General features: G+C 31.1%; 13 protein-coding genes and 1 tRNA gene. All 14 read left to right on the top strand.

Going from position 1 to position 12820, the window contains the following annotated elements; translation table 11 throughout:
- The 14 genes from MKD34_RS00150 (at position 1) to MKD34_RS00215 (ending at position 12751) form a co-directional block, all read left to right on the top strand.
- Positions 1-1386: an oxaloacetate decarboxylase subunit alpha gene (locus tag MKD34_RS00150; RefSeq protein ID WP_240219143.1), complete on the top strand. Its 1386-nt coding sequence runs from the start codon at positions 1-3 to the stop codon at positions 1384-1386.
- Between the two features lie 24 nt (positions 1387-1410).
- Positions 1411-1722, top strand: coding sequence for an OadG family protein (locus tag MKD34_RS00155; protein WP_240219144.1), 312 nt, complete (start codon positions 1411-1413; stop codon positions 1720-1722).
- 18 nt (positions 1723-1740) lie between these two features.
- The gene (locus MKD34_RS00160; RefSeq protein ID WP_240219145.1) at positions 1741-2097 is read left to right on the top strand and encodes a biotin/lipoyl-containing protein; all 357 of its coding nucleotides are present in this window, start codon (positions 1741-1743) and stop codon (positions 2095-2097) included.
- Positions 2098-2127: 30 nt separating this feature from the next.
- Entirely contained in the window at positions 2128-3246 is a 1119-nt protein-coding gene (locus tag MKD34_RS00165) for a sodium ion-translocating decarboxylase subunit beta (protein WP_240219146.1), read from the top strand.
- 21 nt (positions 3247-3267) lie between these two features.
- Positions 3268-3549 (top strand): citrate lyase acyl carrier protein, encoded by a 282-nt coding sequence (gene citD, locus MKD34_RS00170; RefSeq protein WP_023049999.1) that lies wholly within the window; start codon positions 3268-3270, stop codon positions 3547-3549.
- A gap of 10 nt (positions 3550-3559) precedes the next feature.
- Entirely contained in the window at positions 3560-4459 is a 900-nt protein-coding gene (locus MKD34_RS00175) for an aldolase/citrate lyase family protein (RefSeq protein ID WP_040406397.1), read from the top strand.
- Between the two features lies 1 nt (position 4460).
- Positions 4461-6011 carry a citrate lyase subunit alpha gene (gene citF, locus MKD34_RS00180; RefSeq protein WP_185890847.1) on the top strand — a complete coding sequence of 517 codons (1551 nt, stop codon included), beginning with the start codon at positions 4461-4463 and terminating at the stop codon, positions 6009-6011.
- 60 nt (positions 6012-6071) lie between these two features.
- Complete coding sequence (locus tag MKD34_RS00185; protein WP_240219147.1) at positions 6072-7424, top strand: 2-hydroxycarboxylate transporter family protein; 1353 nt, start codon at positions 6072-6074, stop codon at positions 7422-7424.
- Between the two features lie 126 nt (positions 7425-7550).
- On the top strand, positions 7551-10322 hold the full coding sequence (locus MKD34_RS00190) for a DEAD/DEAH box helicase (RefSeq protein ID WP_240219148.1): 2772 nt from the start codon (positions 7551-7553) through the stop codon (positions 10320-10322).
- Positions 10309-11061, top strand: coding sequence for a nucleoside triphosphate pyrophosphohydrolase (gene mazG / locus MKD34_RS00195; protein ID WP_240219149.1), 753 nt, complete (start codon positions 10309-10311; stop codon positions 11059-11061). The genes MKD34_RS00190 and mazG overlap by 14 nt, the downstream gene beginning before the upstream one ends.
- Before the next feature lie 73 nt (positions 11062-11134).
- Positions 11135-11425: an RNA-binding S4 domain-containing protein gene (locus tag MKD34_RS00200; RefSeq protein ID WP_023049993.1), complete on the top strand. Its 291-nt coding sequence runs from the start codon at positions 11135-11137 to the stop codon at positions 11423-11425.
- Complete coding sequence (ispE, locus tag MKD34_RS00205) at positions 11425-12285, top strand: 4-(cytidine 5'-diphospho)-2-C-methyl-D-erythritol kinase (protein ID WP_240219150.1); 861 nt, start codon at positions 11425-11427, stop codon at positions 12283-12285. The genes MKD34_RS00200 and ispE overlap by 1 nt, the downstream gene beginning before the upstream one ends.
- 32 nt (positions 12286-12317) lie before the next feature.
- Positions 12318-12629 carry a septation regulator SpoVG gene (spoVG, locus tag MKD34_RS00210; protein ID WP_023049991.1) on the top strand — a complete coding sequence of 104 codons (312 nt, stop codon included), beginning with the start codon at positions 12318-12320 and terminating at the stop codon, positions 12627-12629.
- Between the two features lie 47 nt (positions 12630-12676).
- Positions 12677-12751, top strand: a tRNA-Gln gene (locus MKD34_RS00215).
- Positions 12752-12820: the final 69 nt, after the last annotated feature.

Here is a 12820-nt window from a genome sequence, read left to right on the forward strand (position 1 = left end):
TTGAAAAATAAAGTTAAAATAACAGAAACTTGTCTAAGAGATGGACATCAATCTCTAATAGCCACAAGATTGACAACTGCAGAGATCCTTCCAATTGTAGAAAAAATGGATGAAGTTGGATATCATGCATTAGAGGTTTGGGGAGGAGCCACTTTTGATGCTTGTATTAGATTTCTAAATGAGGATCCTTGGGAGAGATTAAGAGAGATAAAAAAGAGAGCAAAAAATACAAAGTTACAAATGTTATTAAGAGGGCAAAACCTTTTAGGATATAGACACTATGCTGATGATATAGTAGAAGAATTTGTAAAAAAATCAATAGAGAATGGTATTGATATAATTAGAATATTTGATGCTTTAAACGATACAAGAAATTTAAAGGTTGCAGCAGAAGCTACTAAAAAATATGGTGGACACTGTCAGCTTTCAATCGCTTATACAATAAGTCCTGTTCATACAACAGAGTACTATAAAGAGTTAGCAAAAGAGATGGAAAGTATGGGTGCTGATTCAATTGTTATAAAAGATATGGCTGGAATATTATTGCCTGAAACAGGATATAATTTAATAAAAGAGATCAAGTCAGTAATTAATGTACCGTTAGAGTTACACACTCATGCAACAAGTGGAATAGCAAGTATGCTATACTTAAGAGCTGTAGATGCAGGAATTGATATTATAGATACATCAATTTCAACTTTTGCAGGAGGAACAGCACAACCAGCAACAGAATCTATGGTTAGAACTTTTGAGGATGGAGAAAGAGATCCAGAGCTTAATTTAACACTTTTAAAAGAGATTGCAGAGTACTTTAAGCCAATTAGAAAAAAATATATGGATGAAAAGGTTTTAAATATGCAAGCTTACTTTGTTGAGCCAAGTATTTTAGAATATCAGCTACCAGGAGGAATGTTATCAAATCTAGTTTCTCAACTAACAGCTCAAAAAGCAGCTGATAAATATGAGGATGTTTTAAAAGAGATTCCAAGAGTTAGAGAAGATTTAGGATACCCTCCATTAGTAACACCATTAAGTCAAATGGTAGGAACGCAGGCAGTATTTAATGTACTGACTGGAGAAAGATACAAAATGGTTCCTAAAGAGATAAAGGATTATGTAAAAGGTTTATATGGAAAATCTCCAGCACCGATGTCTGAAGAGATAAAGAAAAAAATTATTGGAGATGAACCAGTATTTACAGGAAGACCAGCAGATCTTTTAAAACCTGAATATGCTGAAATAGCAAAGGAAATAGGAGATTTAGCAAAATGTCCAGAAGATGTTTTAATGTATGCTATGTTCCCACAAATTGCTAAGCCATACTTAGAAAATAGAAATAAACCTAAAGTAGAAAAAGAGTACAGAAATATAAATATAATTTTTTAGTTGAAAGGAGAATGATTTATAAGAATGTTTAAAGGAGCAATATCACTTATAACGTCTCTTGAAATAACTTTAATAAGTATGCTAGTTGTATTTACAATATTAGCTATATTAGCTTTTGTTCTTTCTCTGTTTAAATATATCCCAGCAGAAAAAGTTCAAGAGGTAAAAAAAGCTACACCAGCAGCAGCACCAAAAAAAGTTGAAAGAGAAAAGTTTGATCCATCTAAAATAACAAGTGAAGAGATGAGAGTAGCAATGATGGTAGCATGTATAGAGGCAGCTGGAGAAGATAAAGATGCCAATGTAAGAGTTGTAGGAATAAAAGAATTAAACTAAATAGGAGTGTAACTAAAGATGATAAAAGTATATAAAGTTAAAATTGGAGAAAAAGTATACGAGGTAGAAGTAGAATCAGTTAAAGAAATAAATGGGACAATATCAACACCAGCATCAACAACTGCAGCACCAGCTGCTCCAGTATCTGCACCAGCAGGAAATGGAACAAAAGTTGAAGCACCTATGCAAGGTTTAGTAGTATCAATAGAGGTAACTCCAGGAGCTAGAGTAAAAGCAGGAGACACTTTACTAATATTAGAAGCTATGAAAATGGAAAATCCAATCGTATCACCAGTTGATGGAGTAGTAGAGTCAATAACTGTAAATAAAGGTGACACAATTGATGGTGGAGTAGTAGTAGCAACAATAGCTTAATAATAATGAACGAAGTAGAGAGGAGTTAAAATGGAGTTTTTAAATAATCTATTTGCAACAACAGGAATTGCAATGATGACAGTAAATCAAGGGATTATGATATTAGTTGCCTTATTCCTATTGTTTTTAGCAATAAAGAAGCAGTATGAACCATATCTTTTACTTCCAATAGCTTTTGGAATGCTATTAGTTAATCTACCAGCACCAGTAAGTGAAGGAATAATGGATAAAAATGGACTTTTAAATATTTTATATCAAGGAGTTAAATATGGAGTTTATCCTCCGTTAATATTCTTAGCAATTGGAGCAAGTACAGACTTCGGTCCGTTAATTGCAAACCCTAAGAGTTTACTTCTTGGAGCAGCAGCACAACTTGGAATTTTTGGAGCTTTCGTAGGAGCAGTTCTATTGGGATTAAACGGTAACGAAGCAGCATCTATCGGTATTATAGGTGGAGCAGATGGACCAACAGCAATTTACTTAACTTCAAAATTAGCACCACATATGCTAGGACCGATAGCAGTTGCGGCTTATTCATATATGGCATTAGTACCAGTAATTCAGCCACCTATTATTAAATTACTAACAACTAAAGAGGAAAGACAAATAAAGATGACTCAACTTAGAACTGTAAGTAAAAGAGAGAAAATTCTTTTCCCAATAGTGGTAACAATAGTAGTAACTTTAATAATTCCATCAGCAATTCCACTAGTAGGAATGTTAATGTTTGGAAACTTAGCTAAGGAGAGTGGACTTGTTCCAAACTTAGTTGAACATATAAAAGGAGCTCTAATGTATATAATTACAATATTTATTGGATTAACAGTTGGAGCTACAACAAATGCGGAAGCATTTTTAAATCTTGCAACAATAAAGATAATAATTTTAGGACTTTTCGCTTTCTCTTTTGGAACGGCTGGAGGAGTAATCTTTGGAAAGGTTATGTGTAAACTTAGCAAAGGTACAATAAATCCAATGATAGGAGCAGCAGGAGTAAGTGCTGTACCGATGGCAGCTAGAGTTGTTCAAAAAGTAGGACAAGAGGAAAATCCAAGTAACTTCTTACTGATGCATGCAATGGGACCAAACGTAGCGGGAGTTATAGGTTCAGCAGTAGCAGCAGGAGTGTTACTAGCAATGTTTAAATAAAAATAAAGTGGAGGCCAGGAGATGGAGATCAAAGTAAAAGCAGTGGCAGGTACTCTTGAATCAAGTGATATGTACGTAATAATTGAGCCAAATGCTACAGGAATTGAATTAGAAATTGAAAGCGTTGTAATGGGACAATACGGAGATGACGTTAGAAGAGTAATTTTAGAAAGCTTAGAAGAGCTTGGAGTTACTTCAGCTAAAGTTTTAGTTAATGATAAAGGGGCTATTGAGCCAGTAATCAAAAGCAGAATCCAGACAGTTGTTACAAGAGCAGCTCAACAAAAATTCACTTGGAAGTAGGAGGAAAAAAATGAAATTAAGACGTTCGATGCTTTTTATTCCAGGAAATAATCCAGGAGTAATAAAAGATGTACATATATATAGACCAGATTCAATAATGTTTGACTTAGAGGATGCAATTGCTGTAACAGAAAAGGATTCAGCTAGATTCTTAGTTTACAACATGTTACAAAAAATGAGACCAGTATATAAGAGTTTAAATATAGAAACTGTTGTAAGAATCAATGCTTTAGATACAGAGTATGGAGTAGAGGACTTAGAATTTATTGTAAGAGCTCAGCCAGATATTATAAGAATACCTAAAACAGATACACCAAAAGATGTTTTAGATGTTGAGGCTCATGTAGAAAGAATTGAAAAAGAAGCTGGAATTCCAGTTGGAACAACAAAGTTAATGGTAGCTATAGAGAGTCCATTAGGAGCTTTAAATGCTTACCAAATTGCAACTTCTTCAAAGAGACTAGTAGGAATGGCTATTGGTGGAGAGGACTATGTAACTAACTTAAAAACAAATAGATCTCCAGAAGGTGTAGAGTTATTTACAGGAAGAGGATTAATAGTAATGGCAGCTAGAGCAGCTGGAATAGATGCCTTAGATTCTGTTTACTCAGATGTAAATAATGATGAAGGATTTATAAAAGAAGCAACAATGATTAAGCAGATGGGATTCTCAGGAAAATCATTAATTCACCCAAGACAGATTGAGTTACTTCATAAAGTATATACTCCTTCAGATATTGATATAAAGAAAGCTAAGAAAATTGTAGATGCAACAAGAGAAGCTTTAGAGCAAAACAAAGGGGTATTTACAGTGGATGGTAAAATGGTAGATAAGCCAATTATTGAAAGAGCTGAACATGTTTTAAGACTAGCAAAGGCAGCTGGGGTAAGATTAGGAGGAGACGAGTAATATGATAAATAAAAGAGTTGACGAAAATCTTTTAAAAACAATAAAAGGTTACGGAGAAAGAAAAGCATATAAAGCTCCATTTACTAATCAACCTGAAGGATCTGTTAATGAAAATGCAGAATCTTTAAAAGGTGCTATAAAGAGAACTAAAGTTGTAGATTCTTTAGAAGAAGCTATAAGAAATTCAGGATTAAAAGATGGAATGACTATATCTTTCCACCACCACTTTAGAAATGGTGATAAAGTTTTACCAATGGTTTTAGATAAATTAGCTGAAATGGGATTCAAAAACCTAAGAGTAGAAGCTAGTTCATTTACTAAAGCTCATGAAGGAATTGTAAAGCATATTAAAGCTGGTGTGGTAAATAGACTAGGTTCAAGTGGATTAAGAGGAGATTTAGCAAAAGAGATATCTAATGGAATGTTAGGAGATTACCCAGCAGTTATAAGATCTCACGGAGGAAGAGCAAGAGCTATTGTTGAAGGAGATATAAAAATAGATGTAGCGTTCTTAGGAGCATCATCATCAGATTGCATGGGAAATGCTAATGGAGTAAAAGGAAAATCACTTTGTGGATCATTAGGGTATGCAAAGGTAGACGCAGCTCATGCTGATAAAGTAATCATAATAACAGATACTTTAGTTGATTATCCAAATAGCCCAATGAGTATTCCACAAACACAAGTTGATTATGTTGTAGTAGTTGACGAGATTGGAGATCCAAATGGAATAATGTCTGGAGCTACAAGATTTACATCAAACCCAAAAGAGTTATTAATGGCTAAAAAAGTTTTAGATGTAATGTTAGCATCAGGATACTTTAATGATGGTTTCTCTATGCAAACAGGTTCAGGAGGAGCTTCATTAGCAGTAACAAGATTTATAAGAGAAGAGTTATTAAAAAGAAATATAAAGTGTAGCTTTGGTTTAGGGGGAATAACAAAAGCTTTCGTTGATCTATTAGAAGAGGGACTAATGGGACAACTTTATGATACACAATGTTTTGACTTAGCAGCAGTTGAATCAATAGGAAGAAATGAAAAGCACGTAGAAGTAAGTGCTGATTTCTATGCAAATCCATTTAACTGTTCACCAGCTGTAAATAAGTTAGATTTTGTTATCTTAAGTGCTTTAGAAGTAGATAAGGACTTTAATGTTAACGTTATATCAGGTTCAGATGGAGTTATTAGAGAAGCTTCAGGAGGACACTCTGATACAGCAGCAGCAGCAAATGTATCAATTATAGTTGCTCCATTAACAAGAGGAAGAATACCTACAATAATTGATAAAGTAACAACTGTTGTTACTCCAGGAAGTACAGTAGATGTAGTTGTAACAGACTATGGAGTAGTTGTAAATCCAACTAGAACTGACTTATTAGAAAGATTCCAAAAAGCTGGAATAGAACTAGTAACTATGGAGAAACTAAGAGAATTAGCAAACTTTATTGTTGGAGAGCCAAAAGAGATAGAGTTTGAAGATCAAGTTGTAGCTGTTGTTGAATATAGAGACGGTAGCATAATTGATGTTGTTAGAAAAATAAAAAGATAATAGGGTATATAAATCAAAATTCAAAAAACATATATAAATTAAAGAAATAAGGGGAGAAAAATGGCACAAAAAAATTTCAAAGAACTGTTTGATCCAAAACAGTCAAAGTGGAGCGGATTATCAATTCAAATGTTCCTAGGTTTATTAGCAATAGTTGCATTAACTGTGTATGTACCTTTTGGTGGAAAAGAAGCAGCTTTTTTAAGAGGTAACTTTCTAGTAATATTCGGTATATTAGCAGTGTTTGGTATCTTATTTGGAGAAATTGGTGATAGAATTCCAATATGGAATGACTACATTGGTGGAGGAACAGTTCTAGTATTCTTTGCATCGGCAGTAATGGGTACTTATAACTTAGTTCCAGCAAAAGTTTTAAAAGCAATTGATGTTTTCTATGGTGAGCAACCAGTAAACTTTTTAGAGTTATTTATTCCAGCTTTAATAGTTGGTTCAGTTTTAACAGTAAATAGAAAAACTCTTCTTCAATCAATAGCTGGTTATATTCCATTAATTTTAATTGGAGTAGCTGGAGCTACATTAGGTGGAGTAGGAGCAGGACTTTTATTTGGAAAAGAACCTTTAGATATTATCATGAACTATGTTTTACCTATAATGGGTGGAGGAACTGGAGCAGGAGCTATCCCTATGTCAGAGATGTGGGCTCAAAAAACTGGTGGAAATCCAAAAGATTGGTTTGCATTTGCAATTTCTATATTAACAATAGCTAACGTTATAGCTATATTTACAGGAGCATTTTTAAAAGAACTTGGAAAGAAGCATCCAGGATTAACAGGAAATGGAAATTTAATATTAGATGATACTAAAGAAGCTGTAAAAGAGGAAGCAGGACCTAAAGTTGTAGTTACTGCAAAAGATATCGCATCAGCATTTATTTTCATCGGAGTATTATTTATGTTCTCACATATATCAGGAGTAATTTGGACTTCATTAAAGTTCCCATTTGAAATGCATAGATTAGCATTCTTAGTAATTTACTCTATCATTTTAAATATATTAAACGTTGTTCCTGCAGCATTAAAAGCTGGAGCAAAAGAGATTCAAGCATACTTCTCTAAATACACTATTTGGGTATTAATGGGAGCAGTAGGTTTTGGAACAGATGTACAAGAGATTATAAACTCTTTATCTATAGCTAACTTAGTAATCGCTTTAGCAATCGTTTTAGGAGCAGTAGCATTAATTATGTTAGCTTCTAAGAAGATGAAGTTCTACCCAGTAGAGGCTGCTATAACAGCAGGATTATGTATGGCTAACAGAGGAGGATCTGGAGATATCGCAGTTCTTGGAGCAGCAGATAGAATGGAATTAATTTCTTTCGCACAAATCTCTTCAAGAGTAGGAGGAGCAATGATGCTTATCCTAGGATCTATGGTATTTGGATTCTTTGCATAATTTAGCTCTTAGTTAATTTAATTTACATACATTAAAAGAGGTTGGAGTAATCCAATCTCTTTTTCTTTTAATTTGAAATAAATAATGTATAATAAAGATAAAATGAAGAAGAATCAGGAGGCGTATATGTTTAGAAAAGATATTCCAAAATTTTTAATAGAGAATAAAAATAGTTTAGTATATATAGGGTCTTCTAATAAAAATATAGATATTTATTTTGAAAATCTAATTAATCAAAAAGAAATAGATTTAATTGAACTTTCAAATATACAAGAGGAAGATGATTATTATAAAGTAAACTATCAACTTTTAGAAAGTTTAAAAAGTAATAAAAAATTAATAATTTTAACATCTTTAGAAGGACTGCTAACAGAATATTCTTTAAATAGTGATGTTTTAACTTTAACACTAGGAACTGGAATAACGAGAAAAAGTCTTATAGAGCTTTTAGAGAAAAATGGATATAAGAAAAATTATTTAGTAGAAAAAAGAATGGAGTTTTCAGTTAGAGGAGATATTGTAGATATATTTCCTTTAAATGGAGAAAACCCAATTAGAATAGAGTACTTTGGGGATGAAATTGACAGAATAACATATTTTTCTATTTTTGATCAAAAAAGTTTTGAAAAAATAAGCAGAGTAAATATGTATATAAACAAAAATAATTTATTAAAAATAGATTTTATAAAGCTCTTAGAAAAATTAAAAGAGAATAGAGTGTGTGATATTTATTTAGAAAATTCTGAAATATTAAGTTATAAATTAGAAGAAGCTATAGTAAGAGAAAGAGATAAAGAACAACAAATAAGAGAGTTGTATGAAAAAATAGAGAGAGTTTCTAAAAAAATAGATGTAATTAAAAGTGAAGGAGACACTGAAAGAGTAAAGTCTTTAAATACAAAAGATGGAATAAAATATGAAAATATCTCTCAGATAAGAGAGGGAGATTATATTATTCATGAAAACTATGGTGTTGGAATTTATTTAGGAATTCAAGAGATTGATGGAAAAGATTACTTGGCGATAAGATATGCAGATGAAGATAGACTTTTTGTTCCTATTGAAGGATTAAATAAAATAGAACGATTTTTAGTATCAACTGGAAAAACCCCAGAATTGTATAACTTAGGAAGAAGAGGGTTTAAAAGAAGAAGAGAAAAGTTAGAAGAGGATATGCTTAAATTTGCGAAAGAGATTGTAGAGATTCAAGCTAGAAGAGCTCTTCGTACAGGTTATAAATTTTCTCCAGACACGGTTTGGCAAGAGGAGTTTGAAGAGAAGTTTCCATATATAGAAACTAGAGATCAAAAAAATGCTATAAAAGATGTTAAAAGAGATATGGAATCCTCAAAAGTTATGGATAGAATTGTGTGTGGAGATGTAGGATATGGAAAAACAGAAGTAGCTATAAGAGCAGCATTTAAATGTGTTATGGATGGGAAGCAAGTTTTAATAGTAGCACCAACAACAGTTTTAGCTCAGCAACACTACGATAGATTTGTAGAAAGATATGAAGATTATCCAATAACACTTGAATTATTAAGTAGATTAAGCGGAGATAAAGAACAAAAAGAGATAATAAAAAAAGTAGAAAATGGAAGTGTAGATATTGTTATTGGAACTCATAGAGTTTTATCAGGAGATTTAAAGTTTAAAAATTTAGGACTTATTATAGTTGATGAGGAACAAAAATTTGGAGTAAAAGATAAAGAAAAACTAAAAAAAATGAAAAATAATGTAGATATGTTAACTTTAACGGCAACTCCTATTCCGAGAACTTTAAATTACGCGTTATTGGGAATTCGAGATATATCTGTTATAGAAACTGCACCTGAGGGAAGAGTTCCTGTAGAAACTAGTTTTATAAATGATAACAAGAAAGATATCAGAGAATCTATCATGAAAGAGATAGCACGAGAAGGACAAGTTTTTTATATATTTAATAGAGTTAAAAGAATAGAAGATAAATTAAATGATTTAAAGAAAATTTTACCTAAGTTTGTAACTATAGATTATATTCATGGAAAAATGTCTCCTAAAAATATAAAAGAAAAGTTAAAAAAATTTCAAGATGGAGATATTGATATTTTATTGAGTACGACAATTATAGAAAATGGTATTGATATAGAAAATGCAAATACTATTTTAATAGAGGGGATCGATAAATTAGGACTTTCTCAAGTTTATCAACTACGTGGAAGAGTGGGGAGAGGAAAAAGAAAAGGTTATTGTTATTTAATAGTTGATAAAGATAAAAAATTAGGTAAAAAAGCTTCGGAGAGAAAAGAAACTTTAAAAGATATAGGAGAGTTTGGAGGCGGTTTTAAACTTTCTTTAGAAGATATGAGAATAAGAGGAGCAGGTGAAATACTGGGAGATAAACAGCATGGTGCCTTAGAAACTTTTGGATATAATCTTTATACAAAATTATTACAAGAGGAGATAGCTAAAGTAAAAGGAGATTATAAAGAGGATTTTGAAACAAAAATTATTTTGAAAGAGGATTCGTATATTCCAAGAGATTATATAGAGGGAGATGAAAGATTAATAATCTATAGAAGATTAGTTGATACAAGAGATTTAGAAAAACTATCAGAGATAAAAGTGGAATTAATAGATAGATTTGGAGAATTACCTAAAGAAGTAGTAAGTTTATTGAGATATTTAGAGATAAAAATATTAGCTAAAGATTTAAAAATTGAAGAGATAGTAGAAAAAGATGGAGAGTATTTTTTAAAATTTAATAATGATTATGTAAATTTTGAAAAACTAATGAAACTAATTGAGGAAAAAAAAGCTAGATATTCTCAAAAAGAGAATGGGTTATATTACTCTGAAGATATTTTAAAATTTTTATATTGGTATAAGGGAGATGATGATTATAATGAAAAAGTTTGATGAATTAGTAGAGATTATAAAAAAACTAAGAGAGCCTAATGGGTGTCCTTGGGATAGAGAGCAAACTTTGGAAAGTTTAAAACCTCACTTATTAGAAGAAACATATGAAGTTTTAGAAGCTATGGATGAGGGGGGAGAGAAATTAAAAGGAGAATTGGGAGACCTATTACTTCAAGTAGTTTTTCAATCTAATATATGTGAAGAAAAAGGTGAGTTTAAAATAGATGATGTAATTAGTAGTATTTCAGAAAAAATGATTAGAAGACATCCTCATGTTTTTGGAGAAGAAAAAAATATAAGAACTTCTGATGAAGTTTTGGTAAATTGGGAAAAAATAAAAAAAGATGAAAAAGAGCATGCAGAAAGGACCTCTGTTTTAGATGGAGTTCCAAAGGGGATGCCAGCACTTTTAAGAGCTGAAAAACTTCAAAAAAAAGCATCTAAGGTAGGGTTTGACTGGTCTGAAATTCATGGAGTTATAGATAAAGTAGAAGAAGAGATAGATGAATTGAGAGATGAAGTTATGGTTGGAGATGAGAAAAAAGCTATAGAGGAACTAGGAGATTTATTCTTTGCTTTAGTTAATTTATCTAGGCATTTAGGGGTAAATCCTGAGCTTTGTTTAAATGAGGCATCCAATAAATTTGAGAGACGTTTTAGATATGTTGAAGAGAATTGTAACTTAGAAGAAGCAACTCTTGAGGAGATGGATAGAGTTTGGGAAGAAGCTAAAAAATAAAAATATTTTTTAGAACTATTGACATATGAAAAAAATAAGGTATATATAATATTACGAAAAAGGAAGTGGCAAGATGAGATTAGATAAGTTTTTAAAAGTAAGTAGAATAATAAAAAGAAGACCAGTTGCTAAAATAGTAGTTGATGGTGGAAAAGCAAAATTAAATGGCAAGGTAGCAAAAGCAAGTACTGAAGTTAAAGTTGGAATGGAATTAGAGCTTGAGTATTATAATAAATATTTTAAATTTAAAATATTAGAGGTGCCAGAAGGAAATGTAGCTAAGAGCAAAACCTCAGAATTAGTAGAATTGTTAGATAGTAAAGGAATAGTTATTGATTTAGATGGTGAGGAGGATATATTTTAATGAAAATATTTAATCTTCAATCAAATGCTAAAATAAATATTGGCTTAAATGTAGTTGGTGTCTTAGAAAATGGGTATCATCTTTTAGATATGACTATGATACCAATTGATTTATGTGATAATTTGACAATAAAAGTTGAAGATAAAAATGGAGATTTAAAAATAAAAACAAATAAAAAGGATATTCCAACAGATTCAAGTAATATTCTTTATAAAATATATAAAAAGTTTTATGAAAAATCAAAATTGACTTCTTTACAGATGGAGATTTTTTTAGAAAAAAAGATTCCTCACCAAGCTGGATTAGGTGGTGGAAGTTCTAATGGAGCCATATTTTTAAATTTTTTAAATAAAATTCATGATGATATTTTATCTTTTGAAGAATTGGTAGAGTTAGGGAAAAGTATTGGAGCAGATATTCCCTTTTTTATATTAAATAAGCCTTCAAGAGTTCAAGGAATAGGTGAAAAATTAGAAGAGATTGAAAACAATTTGAAAGCTTCTTTAGTTGTAATTAAGCCATCATTTGGAGTATCTACAGTTGAAGCTTATAAACAAATGAAAAATATAGAAAATCCAAAAAAATCAAACATTGATAATATAATAAAAGGTTTGATAGAGAATAACATATTATTAGTTGAAAAAAACATTGAAAATAATTTAGAAGAAGCACTGTTGAAATCAGATAAAAATTTGATTGAGTTTAGAAAAAGATTAGCAGAAGTAGAAGAGTTAAAGTTTTTTATGTCAGGAAGTGGAAGTGCATTTTATGCATTTTTAATAGAGGATATTGATGAAAAAATTAGTAAACTAAGACACAGATTTAACGATTGCGAGATTTTTCTTTGCAATTTTAAATAAAACTACTAAATCATAAGGAAGGTGCATTTAGAATGAGAATTACAGATGTAAGATTGAGAACAGTGAAAAATGAAAACGAACTTAAGTTAAAAGCTTATGCAGATGTTACTTTTGAAGAATGTTTTGTAATTCATGGATTGAAAGTAATTGATGGTCAAAAAGGAATGTTTGTTGCTATGCCTTCAAGAAAAATGCCTGATGGGGAATACAAGGATATAGCTCACCCGATAACACCAGAACTTAGAAAGGATATAACAGATTCAGTTATAGCTAAGTATAAAGAGGTTATGTCGCAGGAAATAACACCAATAGAAGTAGTAGAAGAAGAAATTGTAGAAGAATAAAAAATCGTTGACAATGTTTAAAAAAAATGATATTATTTTATTGATGTTGGGGTGTCGCCAAGCGGTAAGGCAACGGACTTTGACTCCGTCATGCGTTGGTTCGAATCCAGCCACCCCAGCCATTTAAAATAGTATTTAGCAGGAACTTGTATGTTCCTGTTTTTTTTATACTTTAGTTTATTAAAAAATAA

The organism is Cetobacterium somerae, from assembly GCF_022430525.1.
Lineage (GTDB): Bacteria > Fusobacteriota > Fusobacteriia > Fusobacteriales > Fusobacteriaceae > Cetobacterium_A.